17 protein-coding genes and 1 pseudogene are annotated in these 25,453 nt (G+C 59.8%); 17 read left to right on the plus strand and 1 reads right to left on the minus strand.

What is annotated here, in order from left to right:
* The first annotated feature begins 11 nt into the window (after positions 1–11).
* On the plus strand, positions 12–818 hold the full coding sequence (locus BW43_RS05325) for a thermonuclease family protein (protein ID WP_032890257.1): 807 nt from the start codon (positions 12–14) through the stop codon (positions 816–818).
* A gap of 181 nt (positions 819–999) precedes the next feature.
* Positions 1,000–2,268, plus strand: a complete 1,269-nt coding sequence (locus BW43_RS05320) for a malic enzyme-like NAD(P)-binding protein (RefSeq protein WP_032890259.1) — start codon at positions 1,000–1,002, stop codon at positions 2,266–2,268.
* 211 nt (positions 2,269–2,479) lie between these two features.
* On the opposite strand, the gene BW43_RS05315 is transcribed toward BW43_RS05320, so the two are convergent.
* The gene (locus BW43_RS05315) at positions 2,480–4,939 is read right to left on the minus strand and encodes a penicillin-binding protein 1A (RefSeq protein ID WP_371260752.1); all 2,460 of its coding nucleotides are present in this window, start codon (positions 4,937–4,939) and stop codon (positions 2,480–2,482) included.
* Between the two features lie 51 nt (positions 4,940–4,990).
* On the opposite strand from BW43_RS05315, the gene BW43_RS29065 reads away from it, so the two are divergent.
* The 15 genes and pseudogenes from BW43_RS29065 to gspE all read left to right on the plus strand — a co-directional run bounded on the left by BW43_RS29065 (position 4,991) and on the right by gspE (position 25,451).
* Positions 4,991–5,137: a hypothetical protein gene (locus BW43_RS29065; RefSeq protein ID WP_177326456.1), complete on the plus strand. Its 147-nt coding sequence runs from the start codon at positions 4,991–4,993 to the stop codon at positions 5,135–5,137.
* Between the two features lie 23 nt (positions 5,138–5,160).
* Complete coding sequence (gene pilM / locus BW43_RS05310; RefSeq protein ID WP_032890640.1) at positions 5,161–5,817, plus strand: type IV pilus assembly protein PilM; 657 nt, start codon at positions 5,161–5,163, stop codon at positions 5,815–5,817.
* Entirely contained in the window at positions 5,814–6,365 is a 552-nt protein-coding gene (locus BW43_RS05305) for a PilN domain-containing protein (RefSeq protein ID WP_032890262.1), read from the plus strand. The genes pilM and BW43_RS05305 overlap by 4 nt, the downstream gene beginning before the upstream one ends.
* On the plus strand, positions 6,362–7,333 hold the full coding sequence (locus BW43_RS05300; RefSeq protein WP_032890264.1) for a pilus assembly protein PilP: 972 nt from the start codon (positions 6,362–6,364) through the stop codon (positions 7,331–7,333). The genes BW43_RS05305 and BW43_RS05300 overlap by 4 nt, the downstream gene beginning before the upstream one ends.
* A gap of 138 nt (positions 7,334–7,471) precedes the next feature.
* A pseudogene (locus BW43_RS05295) lies at positions 7,472–8,728 on the plus strand (type IV pilus secretin PilQ); the annotation flags it as partial.
* 4 nt (positions 8,729–8,732) lie between these two features.
* On the plus strand, positions 8,733–9,251 hold the full coding sequence (gene aroK, locus BW43_RS05290; protein WP_010213757.1) for a shikimate kinase AroK: 519 nt from the start codon (positions 8,733–8,735) through the stop codon (positions 9,249–9,251).
* A gap of 125 nt (positions 9,252–9,376) precedes the next feature.
* Positions 9,377–10,477, plus strand: a complete 1,101-nt coding sequence (gene aroB / locus BW43_RS05285) for a 3-dehydroquinate synthase (protein WP_032890269.1) — start codon at positions 9,377–9,379, stop codon at positions 10,475–10,477.
* Between the two features lie 10 nt (positions 10,478–10,487).
* On the plus strand, positions 10,488–12,050 hold the full coding sequence (locus tag BW43_RS05280) for an SPOR domain-containing protein (RefSeq protein WP_032890270.1): 1,563 nt from the start codon (positions 10,488–10,490) through the stop codon (positions 12,048–12,050).
* 353 nt (positions 12,051–12,403) lie between these two features.
* Positions 12,404–16,849: a glutamate synthase large subunit gene (gene gltB / locus BW43_RS05275; RefSeq protein ID WP_032890272.1), complete on the plus strand. Its 4,446-nt coding sequence runs from the start codon at positions 12,404–12,406 to the stop codon at positions 16,847–16,849.
* Positions 16,850–16,881: 32 nt separating this feature from the next.
* Positions 16,882–18,300, plus strand: a complete 1,419-nt coding sequence (locus BW43_RS05270; protein ID WP_003187920.1) for an FAD-dependent oxidoreductase — start codon at positions 16,882–16,884, stop codon at positions 18,298–18,300.
* A gap of 241 nt (positions 18,301–18,541) precedes the next feature.
* Positions 18,542–19,609 carry a uroporphyrinogen decarboxylase gene (hemE, locus tag BW43_RS05265; protein ID WP_032890274.1) on the plus strand — a complete coding sequence of 356 codons (1,068 nt, stop codon included), beginning with the start codon at positions 18,542–18,544 and terminating at the stop codon, positions 19,607–19,609.
* A gap of 326 nt (positions 19,610–19,935) precedes the next feature.
* Entirely contained in the window at positions 19,936–21,396 is a 1,461-nt protein-coding gene (gbpA, locus tag BW43_RS05260) for an N-acetylglucosamine-binding protein GbpA (protein WP_050442869.1), read from the plus strand.
* A gap of 196 nt (positions 21,397–21,592) precedes the next feature.
* The gene (locus BW43_RS05255) at positions 21,593–22,108 is read left to right on the plus strand and encodes a type II secretion system protein N (RefSeq protein ID WP_032890276.1); all 516 of its coding nucleotides are present in this window, start codon (positions 21,593–21,595) and stop codon (positions 22,106–22,108) included.
* Positions 22,109–22,155: 47 nt separating this feature from the next.
* On the plus strand, positions 22,156–24,006 hold the full coding sequence (gene gspD / locus BW43_RS05250) for a type II secretion system secretin GspD (RefSeq protein ID WP_256226944.1): 1,851 nt from the start codon (positions 22,156–22,158) through the stop codon (positions 24,004–24,006).
* Positions 24,003–25,451 carry a type II secretion system ATPase GspE gene (gene gspE, locus BW43_RS05245; protein ID WP_032890280.1) on the plus strand — a complete coding sequence of 483 codons (1,449 nt, stop codon included), beginning with the start codon at positions 24,003–24,005 and terminating at the stop codon, positions 25,449–25,451. The genes gspD and gspE overlap by 4 nt, the downstream gene beginning before the upstream one ends.
* The last annotated feature ends 2 nt before the right edge of the window (positions 25,452–25,453 follow it).

Consider the following 25,453-nt stretch of genomic DNA (forward strand, 5'->3'; position numbering starts at 1 on the left):
TCAAAGGCCTTATGGGCTTTTGCCAGCTGTTGAAAAAGGCGTCCCTTGCGGGCGCCTTTTTTGTGCCTGGGATTTGGCTGTCGGCTGTTCAGGCCGAGGTGTTTTGCCCTGCACCGACGTCCGTGTCCCAGGTCGAGGTGCAGCGTGTGGTTGATGGCGATACCGTACGTCTCAAGGATGGCCGCAGCGTGCGGATGATCGGCCTTAATGCGCCGGAGACCGGCAAAAAGGGCCGAACCGATGAGCCCTATTCTGTCGCCGCTCGCCAGCGTTTGCAGGCGTTGGTGGCGGCCAGCGGCGGTCGCGTCGGCCTGGTGCCGGGGCGCGAGCCTAAAGATCATTACGGTCGTACCCTGGCCCACCTTTACGGTGGCAATGGCGAGAACCTGGAGGCGCAATTGCTGGCTGAGGGCCTTGGATTCCAGGTGGGCGTCGCGCCCAATGTGGATCTCGTCGCCTGCCAGCAAGCTGCTGAAAACCGCGCCCGTCAGGCGAGTCTGGGCCTCTGGCGGCAATCGCCAATACAGCCCGTGGCGCAGCTCAAGCAATCCGGCTTTGCCTTGGTCAGCGGCCGCGTAAGCAAGATCGAACGCAATCGAGGTGGCATCTGGATAGAATTGGAGCGTTCACTGGTATTACGCATTGCACCCGATCTGGCCCGCACATTCGATGTCGGTCTGCTTAATGGTCTGCAAGGCAAGGTAGTCGAGGCTCGGGGTTGGGTGCAGGATCGCTCCAAGCGCGGCGGCCTGAAACACGATCATGCGCGTTGGTTGTTGCCGCTGACCGACTCCAGCATGATCAAATTGACGTTTTAATAAAAAATTGTAGACATTTTTTATGTCGATTGTGAACAGTCTAGCCCTTGTATACCGTGGCTTTAGACTAAAGTACGTCGTTTCGGGGCCTTGACACCTGTGACTGCCCAGTCTTGTAGGGGCTTTACGACACGAGTATCCTCGGCGGTCCGTCGACCAACAGTAAAAGCGGAATGCCGATATGTCTGATTTGAAAACTGCCGCTCTCGAATATCATGCCCATCCTCGTCCAGGAAAGCTGAGTGTAGAGCTCACCAAAGCCACTGCCACTGCCCGCGATCTGTCGTTGGCCTACAGCCCCGGCGTGGCTGAGCCCGTACGTGAAATCGCTCGTGATCCCGAGCTGGCGTACAAGTACACAGGCAAGGGCAACCTGGTTGCAGTGATTTCCGATGGCACCGCGATTCTTGGCCTGGGCAACCTCGGCCCATTGGCTTCCAAGCCAGTCATGGAAGGTAAAGGCGTGCTGTTCAAGCGCTTCGCCGGCATCGACGTTTTCGACATCGAAGTCGATTCCGAGAGCCCGCAGGCCTTCATCGACACCGTCAAGCGTATCTCCATCACCTTCGGTGGCATCAACCTGGAAGACATCAAGGCACCTGAGTGCTTCGAGATCGAAAAGGCCCTGATCGAACAGTGCGACATTCCGGTATTCCACGATGACCAGCACGGTACCGCGATCGTTACCGCGGCCGGCATGATCAACGCCCTGGAAATCGCTGGTAAAACCCTGTCTGACGCCAAAATCGTCTGCCTGGGCGCCGGTGCTGCGGCCATCTCCTGCATGAAGCTGATCGTGAGCATGGGCGCCAAGCTGGAAAACATCTACATGGTCGACAGCAAGGGCGTGATCCAGTCCGAGCGTACCGATCTGAACCAGTACAAGGCGATGTTTGCCCACCCGTCCTCCAAGCGCACCCTGGCTGACGCCCTTGACGGTGCAGACGTGTTCGTCGGCCTGTCCGGCCCGAACCTGCTGAGCGCCGAAGGTCTGAAGTCCATGGCGGCCAACCCGATCGTATTCGCCTGCTCCAACCCGGACCCAGAGATCTCGCCGGAACTGGCTCACGCCACTCGTAACGACGTGATCATGGCCACCGGTCGTTCGGACTACCCGAACCAGGTCAACAACGTTCTGGGTTTCCCGTTCATCTTCCGTGGTGCCCTGGACGTTCGCGCCAAGCGCATTAACGAAGAGATGAAAGTAGCTGCCGCCAATGCCCTGCGTGAACTGGCCAAGCTGCCGGTGCCTCAGGACGTGTGCGATGCCTACGGTGGTGCCAAGCTGGAATTCGGTCGTGAGTACATCATTCCGAAACCAATGGATAAGCGCCTGATCACCCTGATCTCCGATGCCGTGGCCAAAGCCGCCATCGAGACCGGTGTGGCCACCCTGCCGTATCCGAAGAACTACCCGCTGCAAAGCGTGGATGATGTGTTCAACGGCTAAGCCGTTGTAGCGCACCAACAAAAAGCCCCGGCTCTCGCGAGTCGGGGCTTTTTGCTGTGTGGCTATAAAAACCACGGCCTGCGCAGAACCAAAGGTGGGAGGGGGCTTGCTCCCGATGGCGGAGTGTCAGCCACATGATGAGTTGGCTGCTCCACTGGTATCGGGGGCAAGCGCCCTCCCACATTGAATCTGTGTTCAAACACAGACTCCGTTAGAACAGGTCGATCGGCGCCGCCTCATCTGCCGGCAGCGGGCTGCCCGGTGCAACGCCGTTACCCAGTTCATTGACCGACGGCGGCGTGTCTTCGCTCTTGAACAGTTCGAAGTACGCATTCGGCGTGCTTGGCGATGCCGCACGGCCACTCACCGGGTCGATCCGCAGGCTAAGGATGCCTTCCGGCTCCGGCTGGGTATGCAGCGGCTTGTCTTTTAAGGCTGCGCCCATGTAGCTCATCCAGATCGGCAGTGCGACGGTGCCACCGAACTCTCGACGCCCGAGGCTTTCGGGCTGGTCATAGCCGGTCCACACGGTAGTCACGTAGTCGGCGTTATAGCCGGAGAACCAGGCGTCCTTGGATTCGTTGGTGGTACCGGTCTTGCCCGCGATGTCCGCACGGCCCAAGGCCAGTGCGCGGCGTCCAGTGCCTTTCTTTATCACGTCTTCGAGGATGCTGTTGAGGATATACGTCGTGCGGCCATCCACGATGCGCTCGGCCACGGCAGGTGCCTGTGGTTCGGTTGCAGCGGTGTTTACGGCTGGCGAGGTGCCAGGTGTCGGCTCGATGGTAATACCGCCGTTGCTCGGCGCTGCCAACCCGTCAGTGGCCGCCACGCCGTTGACCACATCACCCGGCACGCGCGGTGGGTTGGCGGTGAACAGGGTGTCGCCATTGCGGCTTTCGATCTTGTCGATCAGGTACGGCGCGATTTTGTAGCCGCCGTTGGCAAACGTGCTCCAGCCGGTGGCAATTTCCATCGGCGTGAGGGTTGCCGTGCCGAGCGCCAGGGACAGGTTAGGAGGCAGGTCTGACTTGCTGAAGCCAAAACGCGTCATGTAATCGATGGTCTTGCCGACGCCCATCGCCTGCAGCAAGCGGATCGACACCAGGTTGCGCGACTTGTACAACGCCTCGCGGATACGGATAGGGCCAAGGAACGTGTTGGTGTCGTTTTTCGGGCGCCAGACCTTGTCCAGGTACTCGTCGACAAACACGATCGGTGCATCGTTGACCAGACTGGCGGCGGTGTAGCCGTTATCAAGTGCGGCACTATAGATAAACGGCTTGAAGCTTGAGCCCGGCTGGCGCTTGGCCTGGGTGGCACGGTTGTAGTTGCTCTGCTCAAAGGCGAAGCCACCCACCAGGGCGCGGATTGCACCGTTCTGCGGGTCCAACGAGACCAGCGCACCTTGGGCCAGCGGTACTTGGCTAAATTTAAGACTGTCGTCTTTCTGACGTAGCACGCGGATCAGGTCGCCCACTTGCGCGACGTCTGACGGCTGCTTGGGCATCGGGCCCATGCTGTTGGTGTTCAGGAACGGGCGTGCCCACTTCATGCTGTCCCAGGCTATGTGGGCTTCGCCGGTGCGTGTCAGTACCTGCAGGCCATCTTTCTTCACCTGGGTGACGATGGCCGGCTCCAGCCCGCTGATCGCGCGCTGTTTGCCCAGCTCGGTCGTCCAGGCGCTCAGGGTTTTGCCCGGCAAGCGCGATTCAGGGCCTCGGTAGCCGTGGCGCTGGTCATAAGTGATCAGGCCGGAATGCACTGCGTCATTGGCGATGTCCTGCAAGTTGCTCGGAACCGTCGTCGTCACGCGGAAGCCTTCAGTGTAGGCCTCGCTGCCATAACGGCCGACCATCTCCGCACGTGCCATTTCAGCGATATAAGGTGCGTTCACTTCCGGCGTCGGTACGTGATAGCTGGCGTTCAGTGGTTCGGCTATCGCGCTTTCATAAGCGGCTTGGTCGATCTTGCCCAGTTTGTACATGCGCCCAAGGATCCAGTCGCGGCGCTCTTTACTGCGCGCCGGGTTGGCCAGTGGGTTGAAGCGCGAAGGCGCCTTTGGAAGGCCGGCAATCATCGCCATCTGCGCCAGGCTGGCGTCGCGAATGGACTTGCCGTAGTACACCTGGGACGCGGCTTCGATGCCGTAGGCGCGGTTGCCCAAGTAGATCTTGTTAACGTAAAGCTCAAGGATCTCGTCCTTGGTCAGCTGACGCTCGATCTGCAATGCCAGCAGGATCTCGGTGGCTTTACGCGAAAAGCTGCGTTCGCTTGTGAGGAAGAAGTTCTTCGCCACCTGCATGGTGATGGTGCTGCCGCCGGATTGAATGTGTCCGCTTTTTACCAATTGTGTGGCGGCGCGAACCAGGCTGCTGGGGTCGACGCCATAGTGGTTGGCAAAATTATCATCTTCGGCTGACAGCAGGGCGCTGATGAAATTGGGCGGAATGTCGGCAAAACGGATCGGTGTGCGGCGCATTTCGCCGAACTCCGCGATCAGTTTTTCATCGCTGCTGTAGACCCGCAAAGGAATCTGCAACTGGATACTTCTGAGTGCCTCTACGGAGGGTAAACCCGGACTAAGGTAGAGGTAGGCCCCGCTGAGTACGAGCAGTAGCCCGCAGACGATCGCGACAATGGAGTACCCGAAAAACTTCAGCAGACGAATCAAGGCTTTTGGATTTCCAGAGAAAAGAATGAGTTAGGCGTCGGGGCATGCATGGCAAACGATGGATCGACCCGGGCAGCAGAGAAAAAGCGGGAAAAAACGCTGGGCATTAAAGCATTTTTCGGGTTGGGGCGTCATTCGCGCCACTTCAACATGCCGGCCGAATGCGCGGCGCCCAGCCGCAATCAGGCGTTATGACAGGGAAAGTTTTGGGGAGTTTTATGGAAAAGGGATTTTTCAGGCGAAAAGACGACACCGTCCTGGGCGTCGACATCAATGAAGCGGGGATCAAGCTGGTTGAAATCAGTCGTTCAGCCAGCGGTTACACCGTGCAAAGCTACGCCACACAGGCGCTGTCTGCCCATTCGGTAGTCGATGGCACCCTGCTGGACCTGGAAGGTATTGGGCAGGCGCTTTACATCGCGCTGTCTCGGCTTGGCGCGTCGGCCAAGCGGGCGGCTGTTGCCGTGGCGGGGCCTTCGGTGATTACTCGGGTAATTGAAATGCCTGCAGGGCTGAGTGATGACGAAATGGCCTGGAGGATTCAGATGGAAGCAGATCAATACATTCCTTATCCGCTGGATGAAGTGGCACTGGATTTTCAGGTTCAGGGCATTTCGGCGCAGGGGGCAGCGCGGGTCGAGGTATTGCTGGCATCCTGTCTCAAGGAGCACGTCGAGGCCCGTGAAGCCGTTTTGGCGCTGGCTGGGTTGGCGACCAGTGTCGTGGACATCGAAGAGTTTGCATTGGCGCACGCTTGCAGTCAGGATTTCGCCAGCTTCACACTTGGCCATCGAGTTGATGGTACACAGTGGGTCGTCGATGCCCCTGGGATGGGAGTCGCTTGCGGGTTGGCCCTGAGGAGTTTCGCTGGATGACACGAATCAATTTTTTGCCTTGGCGCCAGGCGCTGGCGGAACGGCGGCGTAAATATTTCTTGATGCTGCTGGCGGCGTTTGCCTGCGTGGCGCTTGCGGCGGTGTGGCTGGCGGATCAGGTGATCGACCAGGCGATCGACCGGCAGGTGACGCGCAATAATCATGCGAGCAAGGACGTCGCCGTGCTGGACTCGCGTATCAAGACCATTGATGACCTTCAGGTGCAAAGCCAGCAACTGGCGGAACGCATGAAGATCGTACAAGACTTGCACGATAATCGCTCCGCCGGCGCACAACTGCTCGATCAGTTGGCCCGTGCGGTCCCTGATGGCGTGCATTTGCATGAGGTCGTCGCCAAAGGCGATACGGTGAGTATCAGTGGCAGCGCTGAATCCAGCCAGGACATTGCCCAGTTGATGCGCCGCCTGGAAGCCTCCGAAGGTGCACACTCTACGCGCCTGCAACATGTGCGAGCCGACGGCGCTCGCGGCACCAACGAATTCCAGTTGATGGTACGCCAGGGAGAATCCTCCGAGGCCCAGCCATGAGCCTGCCCGGGCTCGAATTTTCCGCGCTGACTCACAACGCTGCAAAATGGCCCTTACCTGGCAAAGTCCTGCTGGGCTGTGCGCTGGCCGGCATAGTGCTGGTGGTGGGTGACCTTCTATACCTGAGCTCATCACGGGAGCGATTGCGACAGGTCGAGGTTCAAGGTGTTGCCCTGCAGCAGCAACGCGCGGAAAAAACTGACGTGGCCGCGGATCTAGAAGACCAGGCTCGCAAGTTCCAACTTATGCAGGAAAAGGTCAGCGGCCTTCTTCAGCAATTGCCTGGTGAGTCCGAGGTGCCCGGCTTGCTGGAGGACATCGCTCGGTTAGCACTGGCTAATGGGTTGGTGATAGAGAGCGTCACGCCGTTGGATGAGCTGTCTCGGCCACTCTATAACGAACAGCCTGTCCAGGTCGGCGTCACCGGCGCCTATCACGACCTGGCGACGTTTGTGAGTGCCCTGGGTGGCCTCTCGCGCATCGCTACGGTGCATGACGTTGCTCTCCGAAGTGATGGCAAGCTACTGCGGCTTGATCTGCTGGCCAAGAGCTATTGGCGTAGCCAGAAAGGCGTTAAACGGGGCGCGCCAGCCCTGCAAGAACAACCCTTTGTCTACGACGCCTCCGGTCTACGTGATCCGTTCCAGCTCCTTGCCTTGCACGTCGATCACTCGCGTGGACGGGCGGCTGTTGCCCCAGACCTGGCTCGTTCGCGTGGAGCCTTGGAAGGTCTCTCTGTGGATCAGTTCGACATGGTCGGCACGTTGTCCCGCGGGGCGCAGACTTTCGTCCTGCTGCGCCAGGCCTCTACGGTGCATCGCCTGGCGGTCGGCGATTACCTCGGGCCGGATCATGGTCGAATCACAGCGATTCATGACGGCCATATCGAACTGGTCGAGTTGTTTCCCGATGAACAGGGCGCATGGCTGGAGCGCCCGCGAACCCTCGTATTAAACCTCCACTCATAACGGAATCAAACAATGAAAAGGACTTTCTCGTCCTTCGGTGTGGCGCTATGGATAGCGTTCACGGCACCGATGGCTGTTGCTGTGCCCAATCGTGTGGATCTTATCCAGCTACCGCCTCCCGGGAATGCGGTGTCGGGCGCCTATACAGGTGAAAAGCTGAGCCTCAACTTCCAGGACATTGGTCTGCGCGCCGTATTGCAGCAAATCGCCGATGTGGCCGGCCTCAACTTGGTGGTCAGCGACGATGTGCAGGGCTCCATCACCCTACGCCTCAAGCATGTGCCCTGGGATCAAGCGCTGGATCTTGTGCTGCAAACTAAAGGTTTGGATAAACGGATAAAGGCCGGAGTGCTACTGGTGGCGCCCGCCGAGGAGTTGGCCGCTCGTGAATTGCTCACGCTGGAATCGCGCAAGCAGATGGCCGACCTGGCGCCCCTGCGGCGTGAATTATTGCAGGTCAACTACGCTAAGGCGGCGGACCTGGCCAAGCTGTTCCAGTCGGTGAACGGCTTTGAAGGAACGACGGATGAGCGCGGTTCGGTGGCCGTAGATGACCGCACCAACAACATCATTGCCTACCAGACCGGCGAGCGTTTGGAAGAGCTGCGCCGGATCGTGGCGCAGTTGGATATCCCGGTGCGCCAGGTGATGATCGAGGCGCGGATTGTCGAGGCCAACGTCGACTACGACAAAAGCCTGGGCGCGCGCTGGGGAGGTCGCCTCAATCGAGGGAATTGGGCCGCCGGAGGTATTCAGAAGCCTCAGTCGGACGGTGCCCAAACTCCTGAAAATGCACCCAGCTCGCCGTTCGTAGATCTGGGTTCGCTTACTGGTACCTCCGGCTTGGGCATTGCGTATATCACCGACAACCTGCTGCTCGACCTGGAACTGACCGCCATGGAGAAAACCGGCAATGGAGAAATCGTCTCACAGCCCAAGGTGGTCACCTCCGACAAGGAAACCGCGCGCATTCTGAAGGGCACGGAAATTCCCTACCAGGAATCCACCTCCCAAGGTGCGACGTCGGTGTCGTTCAAGGAGGCCTCCCTTTCATTGGAGGTTACCCCGCAAATCACCCCCGATGACCATGTGATCATGGTGGTCAAAGTCACCAAGGATGAGCCCGACTACCTCAATAAACTCAACGACGTACCGCCGATCAAGAAAAACGAGGTCAACGCCAAGGTGTTGGTCAAGGATGGAGAGACGATCGTCATTGGCGGTGTTTTCTCCAATACCCAAAGCAAAGTGGTAGATAAAGTGCCATTTTTGGGCGATGTGCCGTATCTTGGCCGCCTTTTCCGGCGCGATGTAGTGGCGGATAAAAAATCCGAGCTGCTGGTATTCCTGACTCCGCGTATTATGAATAACCAGGCGATTGCTGTGAGTCGTTGATTCTGTGCGAAATTTGATTCTTGTAGGACCGATGGGGGCTGGAAAAAGCACCATCGGCCGTTTGCTGGCCAAAGAGCTGCGCCTGCCATTCAAAGATTCCGACAAGGAAATTGAATTGCGCACGGGTGCCAATATCCCATGGATCTTCGATAAAGAAGGCGAGCTGGGCTTTCGTGACCGCGAGCAGGCGATGATCGCTGAGCTGTGCGGCTGCGACGGCGTGGTATTGGCCACCGGCGGTGGCGCGGTGATGCGCGATGAAAATCGTCGGGCGCTGCATGCCGGTGGTCGGGTGGTCTATTTGCATGCGTCGGTCGAGCAGCAGGTAGGCCGCACCGCCCGTGATCGTAATCGCCCGTTGCTGCGCACGGCCAACCCGGAAAAAACCTTGCGGGACCTACTCACGCTGCGCGATCCGCTGTATCGGGAAATCGCCGATCTGGTGGTGGAAACCGATGAGCGGCCGCCTCGCATGGTGGTCCTCGACATTCTTGAGCGCCTGCAACGGCTGCCACCCCGTTAAAGCCAGGCCCGAAATGCGCTATTCTCGGCGGCGCGCTATCACCCTGCAGGGTGTGGCGTAGAGCCATCAGGCGACGTCGGGTCTCGACGTTGCCGGTCGTCAACACATCTTCAACGCGGGGACACATGCAGACACTTAAGGTCGATCTAGGCGAGCGCAGCTACCCGATCCATATTGGCGAAGGTCTGTTGGACCAGCCCGAGTTGCTCGCACCGCATATTGCCGGGCGGCAAGTGGCGATCATCTCCAACGAAACGGTCGCGCCGCTGTATCTTGAGCGTCTGAGCCGCAGCCTGGCGGCGTACTCAGTGATTTCCGTGATTTTGCCCGACGGCGAAGCCCACAAGAACTGGGAAACCCTGCAACTGATCTTTGATGGCCTGCTTACCGCGCGCCATGACCGTCGCACCACCGTGATTGCCTTGGGCGGCGGTGTGATCGGCGACATGGCTGGCTTTGCAGCGGCCTGCTACCAGCGTGGCGTGGACTTTATTCAGGTGCCGACCACCCTGCTGTCCCAGGTCGATTCGTCGGTGGGCGGCAAGACAGGTATCAACCATCCGCTTGGCAAGAACATGGTCGGCGCGTTTTATCAGCCCCAAGCCGTGCTGATCGATACCGCGACCCTCAACACCCTGCCACCACGCGAGCTTTCGGCGGGCCTGGCGGAAGTCATCAAGTACGGGCTGATTTGCGACGAGCCGTTCCTGACCTGGCTAGAAGATCATGTGGACGCCTTGCGCGGCCTCGACCAGGTGGCGCTCACCGAAGCGATTTCCCGCTCCTGTGCCGCGAAGGCGCTGGTGGTGAATGCCGACGAACGGGAATCCGGTGTACGGGCCACTTTGAACCTCGGCCACACCTTCGGCCATGCGATCGAAACGCACATGGGCTATGGTGTGTGGTTGCACGGGGAGGCTGTAGCGGCTGGCACGGTGATGGCACTTGAGATGTCGCAACGCCTGGGTTGGATCAGCGCCCAGGAGCGTGATCGCGGTATCCGCCTGTTCCAGCGCGCCGGTTTGCCGGTCATTCCGCCTGAGGAGATGACCGAGGCCGACTTTCTCGAACACATGGCGATAGATAAGAAAGTGATCGACGGTCGACTACGACTGGTGCTGCTGCGCCGCATGGGCGAAGCGTTAGTGACCGACGATTATCCGAAAGAGATTTTACAGGCCACGCTGGGAGCGGATTACCGCGCCCTGGCCCAGCTTAAAGGTTAATAAGATCCCGATGACTAGTTTGCATGCCGACGAGGCGTTCCTCGGCCATTACCAGTTAAGCCACGACCCTTTTGCTCCACGGGTGCCTGGTTTCAAATTTTTCCCGGCCCAGCGCAAGCCGGTGCTCGGGCAGTTGCACCACTTGGCGCGCTACAGCCAGCTACTGCTGGTCGTGACCGGTCCGTTGGGCAGCGGCAAGACCTTGCTGCGCCAGGCCCTGGTTGCCAGCACCAACAAACAATCGGTACAGAGCGTGGTGGTGTCTGCCCGTGGTGCCGGTGATGCGGCCGGCGTGCTGCGCCAGGTTGCCCAGGCCCTGGACGTATCCACTGCTGAGCCGAGCGCGATTCTCAAACAAATCGTGCAACTTGGCCTGACCGGCCAGGAAGTCTACCTGCTGGTGGATGACGCCGAGCAGCTCGACGAATCCGCACTGGAAGCGCTGTTGGCGCTGGCGGCGGGTACGCCGGAAGGTCGTCCCCATGTGTTCCTGTTCGGTGAGTCGTCGCTGATCGCCGATCTGGAGCAGATCAGCGGTGATCAGGAGCTGTTCCACGTCATCGAACTGCAGCCGTACGAAGAGGAAGAAACCCGTGAATACCTGGCTCAACGCCTCGAAGGCGCCGGGGCCGGTATCGAACTTTTCACGGCAAATCAGATCTCTGATATTCACGAAAGCTCCGACGGCTGGCCTGGCACCATCAACCAGGTTGCCCGCGATGCAATGATCGAAGCCATGATTGCCAGCCGCTCTGCGGTCAAGCGTCCAAAGATGGGGTTCACTATGCCTAAGAAGCACGTACTGGCGATTTCTGCCGTTGTCGTGGTCGCTGTTGCCGCCGCCTGGTTGATCCCGGGTCGCAACAAGGCGCCGACCACCGCCAGCGCGCCAACCGAACAGGCGCAGTTGCCACTGGGTAAACCCACGCCGAATGTCGAGTTCGCCAATTCCGGCCAACCGACCAACCTGCCAATGGTTGGTCAGCCTGTGATGCGCGGCCCACTCGCCGAAGAAGCCGGTGGCATCTCCGAAGGCGACGACGGCGTGCCCGTAGAGGGCTCCAGCGCTACACCGCCGACCGTGACTACCACCGCGCCACCTGCGGGCGTGCCAGCGGGTCAGCCGGCCGCCAAGCCAGCCGCAGTGCCGACGCCAGCGCCAACTATCGCGACTGCCAAGCCTGCACCTGTCACCAAGCCCGTAGCGCCTGCTCCAGCAGCCAAACCCGCGCCGGTGGCCAAGCCTGCGGAAAAACCTGCCACTGTCGCCAAAGCAGGCGCCGCCGGCAGCAGCTGGTACGCCAGCCAGCCGACCGGTAACTTCGTGGTGCAGATCCTCGGCACCAGCTCCGAAGCCAACGCTCAGGCCTTCGTGAAAGAGCAGGGCGGCGAGTACCGTTATTTCAAGAAAGTGCTCAACGGCAAGCCTCTTTACGTGATCACCTACGGCAACTTCTCCAGCCGTGCAGCAGCTGATTCTGCGATCAAATCCTTGCCAGCGAAGGTTCAGGCTGGTAAACCTTGGCCTCGCACTGTTGCCAGCGTTCAACAAGAACTGGCAGCAACTCGCTGAAGATCCGGCGGCTTTACCCAAGCCGCCCTCCCGGCACCTCAAAAAAATCCTCAAGTGCGTGCAGCTTCCCAGAAGCCGCGCGCTTTGTGGTGTCTGCGTCACAGTAGCTTTTGAGTCGTAGCGGTCAGAATTAAAAAAGTTTTGACTAGCACAGCATATCGCTTTAAACCTTTCATAAATGCGACATAGATTTGCGACATTTCGTCGCTAAATTTGTGAGCGTCTGTGTCGGTGTGTACAATGACCTCCCTTTTGCCCCCGCTAAGCCGGCGTACGTTCGGCGTGGAAGGTAACCGGTTGAATTGAAAAGAAATTTGCCTCGGTATAAGAGGCAGCCTGGTGAGAAAGTGTCTATGAAAGCAGGTCTGTACCAACCCGATGAATTCAAGGATAACTGCGGTTTCGGCCTGATAGCCCATATGCAGGGCGAGCCCAGTCATACCCTTTTGCAAACGGCCATCGAGGCCCTGACCTGCATGACCCACCGCGGTGGGATCAACGCCGACGGCAAGACCGGTGACGGTTGTGGCTTGCTGATTCAAAAGCCCGACCAATTCCTGCGCGCGGTCGCCAAAGAGCATTTCGCTGTCGACATGCCCAAGCAGTACGCCGTGGGCATGGTGTTTTTCAACCAGGACCCGGTCAAAGCCGAAGCCGCTCGCGAGAACATGAACCGCGAGATCGTCGCTGCCGGCCTGCAACTGGTCGGCTGGCGCAAAGTGCCAATCGACACCAGCGTGCTCGGCCGCCTGGCCCTGGAGCGCCTGCCGCAGATCGAACAAGTGTTCATCGCCGGTGACGGCCTGAGCGACCAGGACATGGCGATCAAGCTGTTCACGTCCCGTCGTCGCTCGTCCGTGGCCAACGCCGCCGATGCCGACCACTACATCTGCAGCTTTTCCCACAAAACCATCATTTATAAAGGCCTGATGATGCCGGCGGACTTGACCGCCTTCTATCCAGACCTGAGCGATGAGCGCCTGCAAACCGCGATCTGCGTGTTCCACCAGCGCTTCTCCACCAACACCCTGCCGAAATGGCCGCTGGCCCAGCCATTCCGCTTCCTCGCCCATAACGGCGAGATCAACACCATCACCGGCAACCGCAACTGGGCCGTGGCCCGTCGCACCAAGTTCGCCAACGATCTGATGGACCTGGAAGAGCTCGGCCCGCTGGTTAACCGCGTCGGTTCCGACTCCTCCAGCATGGACAACATGCTCGAACTGATGGTCACCGGTGGCATCGACCTGTTCCGCGGCGTGCGCATGATCATTCCGCCTGCGTGGCAGAACGTCGAGACCATGGACCCGGACCTGCGTGCATTCTACGAGTACAACTCGATGCACATGGAGCCGTGGGACGGCCCGGCTGGCGTGGTCATGACCGACGGCCGCTATGCGGTGTGCCTGCTCGACCGTAACGGTCTGCGCCCGGCGCGTTGGGTCACCACCACCAACGGTTTCATCACCCTCGCGTCGGAAATCGGCGTGTGGAACTACAAGCCTGAAGACGTCATCGCCAAAGGTCGCGTAGGCCCTGGCCAGATCCTCGCCGTGGACACCGAAACCGGGCAGATCCTCGACACCGACGCCATCGACAACCGCTTGAAGTCCCGTCACCCGTACAAGCAATGGCTGCGCAAGAACGCCCTGCGCATCCAGGCGACCATGGAAGACAACGACCACGGCTCAGCTTTCTACGACGTGGACCAGCTCAAGCAGTACATGAAGATGTACCAGGTCACGTTCGAGGAGCGCGACCAAGTGCTGCGTCCGCTCGGCGAGCAAGGTTACGAGGCCGTCGGCTCCATGGGCGATGACACGCCGATGGCTGTACTGTCCCAGCGCGTGCGCACGCCGTACGACTATTTCCGCCAGCAGTTCGCCCAGGTGACCAACCCACCGATCGACCCGCTGCGCGAAGCCATCGTGATGTCCCTGGAAGTGTGCCTCGGTGCCGAGCGCAACATCTTCCAGGAATCGCCTGAGCACGCTTCCCGCGTGATCCTCAGCTCGCCGGTTATTTCCCCGGCCAAGTGGCGTTCGTTGATGACCCTGGAACGTCCAGGTTTCGACCGCCAGATCATTGACCTGAACTACGACGAGAGCCTCGGCCTTGAAGCCGCTGTGCGCAACGTCGCCGACCAGGCCGAAGAAGCTGTGCGCGCCGGTCGTACCCAGATCGTGCTGACCGACCGCCATATTGCCCCAGGCAAGCTGCCGATCCACGCTTCGCTCGCCACCGGCGCGGTGCACCACCGCCTGACCGAAAAAGGCCTGCGCTGCGACTCCAACATCCTTGTCGAAACCGCCACCGCCCGCGACCCGCATCATTTCGCGGTGTTGATCGGCTTCGGCGCCTCGGCGGTGTACCCGTTCCTCGCGTACGAAGTGCTGGGCGACCTGATCCGTACCGGTGAAGTGCTGGGCGACCTTTATGAGGTGTTCAAGAACTACCGTAAAGGCATCACCAAAGGCCTGTTGAAGATCCTGTCCAAGATGGGCATCTCCACCGTCACGTCTTATCGCGGTGCTCAATTGTTCGAAGCCATCGGCCTGTCCGAAGAAGTCTGCGACCTGAGCTTCCGTGGTGTGCCGAGCCGTATCAAAGGCGCGCGTTTCGTCGACATCGAAGCCGAACAGAAAGCCCTGGCCGCCGAAGCCTGGAGCGCGCGCAAGCCGATCCAGCAAGGCGGCCTGCTCAAGTTCGTGCACGGTGGCGAATACCACGCGTACAACCCGGACGTGGTGAGCACTCTGCAAGCCGCCGTGCAGCAGGGCGACTACGCCAAGTTCAAGGAATACACCTCGCTGGTGGATAACCGCCCGGTGTCCATGATCCGCGACCTGTTCAAGGTGAAGACCTTGGACACGCCGATGAACATCAGCGAAGTTGAGCCGCTGGAATCGATCCTCAAGCGCTTCGACTCCGCCGGTATTTCCCTCGGCGCTCTGTCGCCTGAGGCTCACGAAGCACTGGCCGAAGCCATGAACCGCCTGGGCGCGCGTTCCAACTCCGGTGAAGGCGGTGAAGACCCGGCGCGCTACGGCACCATCAAGAGCTCGAAAATCAAGCAGGTTGCCACTGGCCGTTTCGGCGTGACCCCGGAATACCTGGTCAATGCCGAAGTGCTGCAGATCAAGGTTGCCCAGGGCGCCAAGCCCGGTGAAGGCGGCCAGCTGCCAGGCGGCAAGGTCAACGGTCTGATCGCCAAGCTGCGTTATGCAGTGCCTGGCGTGACCCTGATTTCGCCACCGCCGCACCACGACATCTACTCGATTGAAGACTTGTCGCAGCTGATTTTCGACCTGAAACAAGTCAATCCGCAGGCGCTGGTCTCGGTGAAACTGGTAGCGGAAGCGGGCGTGGGCACCATTGCCGCCGGTGTGGCCAAGGCCTATGCCGACCTGATCACCATCTCCGGCTACGACGGCGGTACCGGTGCATCCCCGCTGACCTCCATCAAGTACGCCGGCGCACCTTGGGAACTCGGCCTGGCCGAAACTCACCAGACCCTGCGCGGCAACGACCTGCGCGGCAAGGTCCGTGTGCAGACTGACGGCGGCCTGAAAACCGGCCTCGACGTGATCAAGGCCGCGATCCTCGGCGCCGAGAGTTTCGGTTTCGGCACCGCGCCGATGATCGCCCTGGGCTGCAAATACCTGCGCATTTGCCACCTGAACAACTGCGCCACCGGCGTCGCCACTCAGAACGAGAAGCTGCGCAAGGATCACTACATCGGCACCGTCGACATGGTGGTGAACTTCTTCACCTATGTCGCCGAAGAAACCCGTGAGTGGCTGGCCAAGCTGGGCGTGCGTTCGTTGGAAGAGCTGATCGGTCGCACCGATCTGCTGGACATCCTCGAAGGCCAGACCGCCAAGCAACAGCACCTGGACCTGACGCCGTTGTTGGGGAGCGATCACATCCCGGCAGACAAGCCACAATTCTGCCAGGTGGATCGCAACCCGCCGTTCGACAAAGGCCTGTTGGCCGAGAAGATGGTCGAAATGGCCGGTTCCTCGATCAATGACGCCAGCGGTGGCGAATTCGCCCTGGATATCTGCAACTGCGACCGTTCCATCGGCGCACGCATCTCCGGTGAAATCGCGCGCAAGCATGGCAACCAAGGGATGGCGAAAGCGCCAATCACCTTCCGCTTCAAGGGTACCGCTGGTCAGAGCTTTGGCGTGTGGAACGCCGGCGGCCTGCACATGTACCTGGAAGGCGACGCCAACGACTACGTGGGCAAGGGCATGACCGGCGGCAAGCTGGTGATCGTTCCGCCTAAAGGCAGCGTCTACAAGAGCCAGGAGAGTGCCATCATCGGTAACACCTGCCTGTACGGCGCTACCGGTGGCAAGCTGTTCGCCGCGGGTACCGCCGGTGAGCGTTTCGCCGTGCGTAACTCCGGTGCCCACACCGTGGTGGAAGGCACTGGCGATCACTGCTGCGAGTACATGACCGGGGGCTTTGTCGCGGTATTGGGCAAGACCGGTTACAACTTCGGTTCGGGCATGACCGGCGGTTTCGCCTACGTGCTCGACCAGGACAACACCTTCGTCGACAAGGTCAACCACGAGTTGGTCGAGATCCAGCGGATCAGCGGCGAAGCCATGGAATCCTACCGGAACCACTTGCAGCACGTGCTGGACGAGTACGTCGAGGAGACCGGCAGCGAATGGGGTCGTAACCTCGCCGAAAACCTCGATGATTACCTGCGTCGTTTCTGGCTGGTCAAGCCCAAGGCTGCCAACCTGAAATCGTTGCTTTCCAGCATCCGTGCCAACCCGCAGTGATATGCGCCTGAAGAGTTTGATGAGGTTTTAACATGGCTGAACGTCTGAATAACGACTTCCAGTTCATCGATGTCGGGCGCAAAGATCCGAAGAAGAAACTGTTGCGTCAACGTAAGAAAGAGTTCGTGGAAATCTACGAACCCTTCAAACCCCAGCACTCGGCCGACCAGGCCCATCGCTGCCTGGGTTGCGGTAACCCGTATTGCGAATGGAAGTGCCCGGTGCACAACTTCATTCCCAACTGGCTGAAATTGGTGGCCGAGGGCAACATCCTCGCCGCCGCCGAGCTGTCGCACCAGACCAACACCCTCCCGGAAGTCTGCGGCCGGGTGTGCCCGCAGGACCGTCTGTGTGAGGGTGCCTGCACCCTGAACGACGGCTTCGGCGCGGTGACCATCGGTTCGGTGGAGAAGTACATCACCGACACCGCGTTCGCCATGGGCTGGCGCCCGGACATGTCCAAGGTCAAGCCGACCGGCAAGCGCGTGGCGATCATCGGTGCGGGCCCGGCGGGCCTTGGCTGTGCCGACGTGTTAGTGCGCGGCGGCGTGACCCCGGTGGTGTTCGACAAGAACCCGGAAATCGGTGGCCTGCTGACCTTCGGTATCCCCGAGTTCAAGCTGGAAAAAACCGTACTGAGCCACCGTCGTGAAGTGTTCACCGGCATGGGTATCGAGTTCCGCCTCAATACCGAAATCGGCAAAGACATCACCATGGAGCAACTGCTCGCCGAATACGATGCCGTGTTCATGGGCATGGGTACTTACACCTACATGAAGGGCGGCTTTGCCGGTGAGGATCTGCCTGGCGTGTATGACGCGCTCGACTTCCTGATCGCAAACGTCAACCGCAACCTGGGCTTTGAAAAGTCGCCGGAAGATTTCGTCGACATGAAAGGCAAGAAGGTCGTGGTACTCGGCGGTGGCGACACCGCGATGGACTGCAACCGTACCTCGATTCGTCAGGGCGCCAAGTCGGTGACCTGTGCGTATCGCCGTGACGAAGCCAACATGCCGGGTTCGCGCAAAGAGGTGAAGAACGCCAAGGAAGAAGGCGTGAAATTCCTCTATAACCGTCAGCCGATTGCGATCGTCGGTGAAGACCGTGTCGAAGGCGTGAAGGTAGTCGAGACCCGTCTCGGCGAACCGGACGCCCGTGGCCGTCGCAGCCCCGAGCCGATCCCGGGTTCCGAAGAGATCATCCCGGCCGACGCCGTGGTCATCGCCTTCGGTTTCCGCCCAAGCCCGGCGCCGTGGTTCGAGCAGTTCGAGATCCAGACCGACAGCCAGGGCCGTGTGGTAGCCCCGGAACAAGGCCAGTACAAGCACCAGACCAGCAACCCGAAAATCTTTGCCGGTGGCGACATGGTGCGCGGGTCTGACCTGGTGGTGACCGCGATCTTCGAAGGCCGCAATGCCGCCGAAGGGATCCTGGACTACCTGCAAGTCTGACCCTGATCCCAGGTTGAAATGGGATCAAAATGTGGGAGGGGGCCTGCCCCCGATAGCGGTGGTTCAGTGACAGATACTGAGACTGACACACCGCTATCGGGTGCAAGCCCCCTCCCACATTGGTTTTGCAGCGCTTCCATGTCCGCGACAAATTGACCCGATAGACAAAAGGCACCGCTCTTGCCGTGCCTTTTGCGTCGCGCTCTGAGAAAATGCCCGCACTTTTTTTGCGGATGCCGACATGACTGCCCTCAAGAACGACCGTTTCCTTCGTGCCCTGCTCAAGCAACCCGTGGACGTCACTCCCGTGTGGATGATGCGTCAAGCCGGTCGCTACCTGCCGGAATACCGCGCCAGTCGCGCCCACGCCGGCGATTTCATGAGCCTGTGCATGAACCCGGAGTTCGCCTGCGAAGTCACCCTGCAGCCGCTGGACCGCTACCCTCAACTGGACGCGGCCATCCTCTTTTCCGACATCCTCACCATCCCTGATGCAATGGGCCAAGGCCTGTACTTCGAGACCGGCGAAGGCCCGCGTTTCAAGAAAGTCGTCAGCACCCTGGCCGATATCGAAGCCTTGCCGATCCCTGATCCGCACAAAGACCTCGGCTACGTGATGGACGCCGTCAGCACCATCCGCCGCGAGCTGAACGGCCGTGTGCCACTGATCGGCTTCTCGGGCAGCCCTTGGACCCTGGCCACCTACATGGTCGAAGGCGGCTCGTCGAAAGACTTCCGCAAGACCAAGGCGATGCTCTACGACAACCCTCAAGCCATGCACCTGCTGCTGGACAAGCTGGCCCAGTCGGTCACGTCCTACCTCAACGGCCAGATCATGGCCGGTGCGCAAGCGGTACAGATTTTCGATACCTGGGGCGGCAACCTGTCGGCGGCGGCGTACCAGGAATTCTCCCTGGCCTACATGCGCAAGATCGTCAGCGGCCTGATCCGTGAGCACGAGGGCCGCAAAGTGCCGGTCATCATGTTCACCAAGGGCGGTGGCCTGTGGCTGGAAAGCATCGCCGACGCCGGCGCTGATGCGTTAGGCCTGGACTGGACGTGCGACCTCGGTGAAGCCCGCCAGCGCGTGGGCAACCGCGTCGCGCTGCAAGGCAACATGGACCCGACCGTGCTGTACGCCAAGCCGGAAGCGATCCGCGCCGAAGTCGGCCGCATCCTGGCCAGCTATGGCAAGGGTACCGGGCACGTGTTTAACCTGGGTCATGGCATTACGCCGGAAGTGAACCCGGAACACGCTGGCGCTTTCCTGCAAGCGGTGCATGAGTTGTCCGCGCAATATCACGTGTAGTTCCCCTGCTTTACTTCATCACCTTCTTCCAATTAAGAGGGTGATGTTGTCGCTAACAACCTGAATGAACTGTGCATGGCTAGGCGGATTTTTTATCGCTTGGCCATAGTGCGTTTAAATCTTTTTGTTATGTGGGAGTGTTCCTATTTAAATGTGGCGCTTTTCCTTTTTGGGAAATTTCAATTAGTACTATTCAACTATTCCTACATTAATTAATTTCTATATCTGTAGAATTCGGCCCGCTCGTAGTACAAAAAACCTTGAAAAACGTATTCCATATTTTCGGATGTGGGTTTTATTGTCTGGTTAAGTAGGGCTCGAATTTAATGATTAAAAAGGACCTGTCGCGCTGGGGCGGTGTTTCTTCGCTAGCGTTGTTAAGTGCATTGTTGATACCTGCTCAGAGTGCACAGGCTCATGGTTATCTGAATGATCCACCTTCACGCGCCTTCCAGTGCCAGAAAGGCCTGAACAAGGACTGCGGCGGTGCACAATACGAGCCGCAAAGTGTCGGTGAAACCTTCAAGGGGTTTCCGGCCGGTGTCGGGGGCGCGCCGTTGCAGGGGCCGGTCGACGGTAAGATCGCCAGCGGCGGTATTGGCCTGTTCTCGGCCATGGACGCCCAATCCGCGAACCGTTGGCACCAGACCGAAATCAAGGACAGAAACATCAATTTCGACTGGACATACACTGCGGCACACCCAGCCACCAAACATGAGTATTTCATTACCCGCAATGGCTGGAACCCGAACGAGCCGCTTAAGCGAGCCTCGTTCGAAGGCACGCCATTCTGTGTCGTGGACGGTGGTAACGTCCTGCCGGTCAGCGGCGACAAGCATGCCTGTGTGATCCCTCAGGATAAGAACGGTCCGCATGTGATCCTGGGCATCTGGACAGTCGGTGACACCGACGCGGCGTTCTACAACGTGGTCGATGTCAATATCCTTGCCGAACCCGAGTTGCCGGGCGGTTGGAGTGCCGTGGGCAGTATTACGCCATCGGCGACCTTGCTGGTGGGTGACAAGGTCAAGGCCCGCGCATTCACCGCCACAGGTGAAAGCGCGGCCTATTCGGTAGAAGTCACTATCGACAATGCTGAGGAAGGCCAACCGCAGAACTGGGCGTTCAAGCTGGCGGAAAGCATCAACCAGTCCCAGACTCTGATTCAAGCGGGTATTCGCGACGAGCAGGGCGTTATTGCGCCGGTCAAAGGCAATAACAACCTGTTTGCTCAGAAAGACAGCGGTGTGATTCGTTATGAACTGACGCTGGACGTCAGGGAAGATACCCAAGCGCGAATGGCTTTGTCGGCGATCGCTCCCGAGTACGTGCTGGACAAGGGGCGCGCCAAGGTGCGTTTGGCCATGATTGCCAACCGCGACATGAATGTCGAAGCCACCCTGTTCAACGCCAGCAACAAGCCGGTGGGCACCATCAAGACCCTCGCCCAGGGCGACAGTACCTGGCTGGAAATGGATGTGCGCAGTGAGCCTGGCACCCATCACCTGACTCTGTTGGGAACCACTGTGGATGGCCGTACAACGCGCCAGGACACCCAACCGGTCAACCTGACGGGTGAAGGCGGGGCGAAGGACTATCACTTTGTGTTCCCTCAAGGCCTGGCAAGTTACGAGGCGGGCACCCGTGTATTGCATACGCAAACCGGCGAAGTTTATGAGTGCAAACCGTTCCCTGCCTCGGGTTACTGCAAACAATACCTTCCAACGGCTAACGGCTTTGAACCAGGTGTAGGTCACCACTGGCAGACAGCCTGGGATCAACTCTGACCCTGTAGCGTCATAAGCCCAGGCGAGTTTATTCAAACTCGCCTGGGTATTTTTCTTATGAGTACTTTTATTTGAATGTATCGCTTTAGTTGCGTCTGGGCGTTATTCGTCTGGCCAATCTATTGCTGGCGCTGTTGCCTGGCGTCATTTGTTTTCAGGATTCGATTTTCATTAAGGCGCTACCAATGAGGGCGTTATGAGGCCGGCTGTATTGCGGGCGCTGTTTCTGATGGTGCCCTTTGGCTATGGCGTGACGCTGGCCTGGCAAGAGTGGCAGTTTCGCCACGCGCAGACCCAGTCTGTGCAAACGCTGCCTGCGCCAGAAACCGCTGCAGCACCAGACGCCGTGCTCAACACCTTGGCAGTGGCGACGGTGTTTGGACTGAGCGCCCAAGGCCGCGTTATGAACAGCGCAGAACCGCTGACGCTGTTGGCCACTGTGGTCGCCAACGGTAGCGACTCACGCGCCTTGCTGGCCAGTCCCGACGGGGCGCGGTTCTATCGCACGGGGGAGCGATTGCCCGGAGGCAGTCTGCTACGTCGTGTCGAGGCGACCCACGTGGTGTTGTGGCGCCAGGGCCGTGAGGAATTGTTAAGCCTGCATGCCGCCAGCGGGCGCTTTCTACCGACTGCTCAGGCGCACGGTCAGGCGTCCCCAGCCGTGCATTTGCGGCCTACGGTCGAGCAACCCAGGAGTAATTCAGGTCCATGAACTGTTCCATTGCCCGGCGTACCGGTGTACGTGTTTTTGGGGCGCTCATGCTGGGTGTGATGCTGTATACCGGGCACTCAACGGGCGCAGAACCGCGTTGGCAGTTGGCGATGAACAACGCCGAGCTGCGTGATGTGGTCGAGGAAATGTCGACCATCCTCGACACGACCGTGATCCTCGACCCGAAGATCCAAGGGCGCATTACCGTGGTCTCCCGTCAGGCGTTGGATCGCGAGGGTGTGCGGCGGCTTTTCTACAGTGTCCTCGACGCCCATGACTTCAGCGTTATCGACCAGGGCGATCAACTCCTGATTGTTCCTGCGACCCAGGCCAAGACCCAAGCCAGCAATGCAGATGAGCGCACCTCGGCTGAGCAGCAGTTCGTCACTCAAGTCATCGCATTGGGGGCCAGCAGTGCGGCGGATCTGGCCGGCCTGGTGCGGCCATTGGTTTCAGCCAACGGCTACGTCGGTCCCTCGGTGTCCGCCAATGCCCTGGTGATTACTGATACCGCACGTAACGTGCGGCGCATTGGCGACGTCGTTCGGCAACTGGATTCCGGGGCGAAGAATGCCCATGAGCTGGTGGAGTTGCGCCACGGTGTGGCGGCGGACATCGCACGGCTGATGGAGGCGTCCATCGGCAAGCAGAATGCCGACAGTGCCATCCAGGTACTGGCCGATCCACGTAGCAACCGCTTGGTGATCGTCGGCACGGTGGCGGCGCGCCAGCGTCTGGTGCAACTTGCACATAGCCTGGATACCGTCACGCCCGCCCGCCTGGACAATGCCCGGGTCATCCGCCTGCGCTACAGCGATGCCAAGCAATTGGCCGAAGTATTGGACTCAATGGGTCAGGGCATGAAATCCCAACCTGGCATCGTGGCCCTTAAAGACGCGACGGCGGCCGCGCCATTTATGGTCAGGGCCGATGAAAGCCAGAATGCCTTGGTCGTAGTTGCCGAGGCGACGCAACTGGCGACCCTAGAAGGCATTGTGCGTGAACTGGATCAGCCGCGTGCCCAAGTGTTGATCCACGCCGCCATCGTGGAAGTCAGCGGCGACATCAGCGAGGCGCTCGGCGTGCAATGGGCGCTCAATAGCGGTAGCGGGCAAGGGATTATCAATTTTCCCGGTACCGGCATTCCGATTCTTGGCGCCCTCAAGTTCGATGATAAAACCGTTGTGCCGGAAGGCGCTCTGCTCAAACTGGGCGGCGACCGTTTTGGTGCGCTGGTGTCCGCTCTGGCCAGCAACACGCGCAGCAACCTGTTATCGACGCCAAGCCTGCTGACCCTGGATAACCAGGAAGCTGAAATCATCGTCGGCCAGAACGTACCGTTCAAGACCGGCTCCTACGCCACCAACAGCAGTGGTGCGGATAATCCCTTCACCACGGTGGAGCGCAAAGACGTCGGGATCAGCCTCAAGATCAAGCCGTATATCAACGAAGGTTCAACCCTGCGCCTGGAAGTGGCGCAAGAAGTCTCTGATATCGCCCCGGCGGTTGCCGGGGTTGATTCCTCGGACCTGATCACCAATAAGCGGGCCCTGAAAAGCACGATCCTGGCAGACGACGGCGAGATCATTGTGATCGGTGGCCTGATCAAGGACAGCGTGCGCACCCAGACCAGCGGCGTGCCGCTGCTGCGTGATATTCCGTATCTGGGCGCGTTGTTCCGCTGGAGCCGTGATACCCAGGTCAAGAGCAACCTGATGGTGTTCCTGCGCCCGACCATCGTGCGCAGCGGTCAGGATCTGTCCAGGATCAGCCAGGCGCGTTATCAAGACCTGCGCGATGAGCGCCAGCCGGGCTCTCAGCGTGACAGCGCGTTGCAATTGCCCGATGAAGCGGCGCAGTTGTTCGACGTGCGCCGACCTTCGCAGGTGGCTCAATGAAGCCCTTGCCCTTCGGGTTTGCCCGGCGTTTTGGCGTCGTGGTCGACGAAGGGCATCTGACCGTTCGGTTTGATACGCCATTGAGTGCAATTGCCGAAGCCCGCCGCCTGAGCGATCACGAATTGCCCCTGCGTGTGCTGGCCGACGAAGCCTTCGCCCTGGCATTGGCCAAGATTTACAGCGAGGGGCAAACGGCTGCCGAACACGTTGCCCAAGGATTGGATGATGAACTGGACCTGCTCAGCCTGGTGGACCAGGTTCCGCAGACCGCCGACCTGCTGGAGCAGCAAGGCGACGCGCCGATCATTCGGCTGATCAATGCATTGCTCAGTGAGGCGGTTCGGGAAAAGGCCTCGGATGTTCACCTTGAAACCTTCGAGCACACGCTGGTTGTGCGCATGCGCGTCGATGGGCAACTGCGCGAAATGCTGCGGCCACGGCGTGAGCTGGCGACATTATTGGTATCGCGAATCAAGGTCATGGCGCGCCTGGACATTGCCGAAAAACGCGTTCCCCAGGATGGCCGTATAGCGCTGCGCCTCGCAGGTCACGAAGTGGATGTACGCGTCTCCACTTTGCCTTCGGCGCACGGCGAACGGGTGGTGCTGCGCCTGCTCGACAAACAGGCCGGGCGCCTGCAATTGGCCCGTCTGGGGATGGCGCCGACCACCCTCGGCCACTTACAGCAAGTGCTCGCCAAACCCCATGGGATTTTCCTGGTGACCGGGCCCACCGGTTCAGGCAAGACCACCAGCCTGTATGCCGCATTGGCCCATCTCAATGACCAGACGCGCAACATCCTCACGGTTGAGGACCCGATTGAATATCACCTGCCCGGCATCGGCCAGACACCGGTCAACCCCAAGGTCGAGATGACGTTTGCGCGAGGCCTGCGGGCGATTCTGCGCCAGGACCCGGATGTGGTGATGGTGGGTGAGATTCGTGACAGTGAAACCGCCGAGATTGCGGTTCAGGCCTCGCTCACCGGGCATCTGGTGTTGTCGACGCTGCACACCAACAGTGCCATCGGCGCCGTCACTCGGCTGGTGGACATGGGGGTGGATGCGTACCTGCTGGCGTCGTCGTTGGTGGGCGTGCTGGCGCAGCGCTTGGTACGCGTGCTTTGCCCAGCCTGCAAGACCGGTGTGGTGGCGGACGCCGAGGTCTGTCGACGGTTGGGGCTGGACCCGGCCAAGGCGCCTCGCGTGTTTAAGTCCGTCGGCTGCGAACAATGCCGCCAGGGCTATTGCGGGCGTATCGGCCTCTATGAACTGGTCATGGTAACCCCGGCGTTGTCTGCACTGATTCATCAGGGGGCCAGTGAGCAGGCGTTGCTGGCTGAGGCACGCCGGGGCACGTGCAGCTTGTTCGAGGATGGCCGCCGCCGGGTGCTTGAAGGAGTGACCAGCGTCGATGAGCTGTTGCGGGTTATCCAGGAGGACTAGTG

The organism is Pseudomonas sp. RIT357 (genome assembly GCF_000632245.1).
GTDB lineage: Bacteria > Pseudomonadota > Gammaproteobacteria > Pseudomonadales > Pseudomonadaceae > Aquipseudomonas > Aquipseudomonas sivasensis.

What these genes read in the sequence shown, in the direction of transcription:
- BW43_RS05320 (WP_032890259.1), top strand. Translation starts at nt 1,000, where the DNA reads ATGTCTGATTTGAAAACTGCCGCTCTCGAATATCATGCCCATCCTCGT.
- BW43_RS05280 (WP_032890270.1), top strand. Translation starts at nt 10,488, where the DNA reads ATGACTAGTTTGCATGCCGACGAGGCGTTCCTCGGCCATTACCAGTTA.
- hemE (WP_032890274.1), top strand. Translation starts at nt 18,542, where the DNA reads ATGACTGCCCTCAAGAACGACCGTTTCCTTCGTGCCCTGCTCAAGCAA.
- gspD (WP_256226944.1), top strand. Translation starts at nt 22,156, where the DNA reads ATGCTGGGTGTGATGCTGTATACCGGGCACTCAACGGGCGCAGAACCG.
- BW43_RS05305 (WP_032890262.1), top strand. Translation starts at nt 5,814, where the DNA reads ATGACACGAATCAATTTTTTGCCTTGGCGCCAGGCGCTGGCGGAACGG.
- pilM (WP_032890640.1), top strand. Translation starts at nt 5,161, where the DNA reads ATGGAAAAGGGATTTTTCAGGCGAAAAGACGACACCGTCCTGGGCGTC.
- gltB (WP_032890272.1), top strand. Translation starts at nt 12,404, where the DNA reads ATGAAAGCAGGTCTGTACCAACCCGATGAATTCAAGGATAACTGCGGT.
- gbpA (WP_050442869.1), top strand. Translation starts at nt 19,936, where the DNA reads ATGATTAAAAAGGACCTGTCGCGCTGGGGCGGTGTTTCTTCGCTAGCG.
- BW43_RS29065 (WP_177326456.1), top strand. Translation starts at nt 4,991, where the DNA reads ATGGCAAACGATGGATCGACCCGGGCAGCAGAGAAAAAGCGGGAAAAA.
- aroB (WP_032890269.1), top strand. Translation starts at nt 9,377, where the DNA reads ATGCAGACACTTAAGGTCGATCTAGGCGAGCGCAGCTACCCGATCCAT.
- BW43_RS05255 (WP_032890276.1), top strand. Translation starts at nt 21,593, where the DNA reads ATGAGGCCGGCTGTATTGCGGGCGCTGTTTCTGATGGTGCCCTTTGGC.
- gspE (WP_032890280.1), top strand. Translation starts at nt 24,003, where the DNA reads ATGAAGCCCTTGCCCTTCGGGTTTGCCCGGCGTTTTGGCGTCGTGGTC.
- BW43_RS05300 (WP_032890264.1), top strand. Translation starts at nt 6,362, where the DNA reads ATGAGCCTGCCCGGGCTCGAATTTTCCGCGCTGACTCACAACGCTGCA.
- BW43_RS05325 (WP_032890257.1), top strand. Translation starts at nt 12, where the DNA reads ATGGGCTTTTGCCAGCTGTTGAAAAAGGCGTCCCTTGCGGGCGCCTTT.
- BW43_RS05270 (WP_003187920.1), top strand. Translation starts at nt 16,882, where the DNA reads ATGGCTGAACGTCTGAATAACGACTTCCAGTTCATCGATGTCGGGCGC.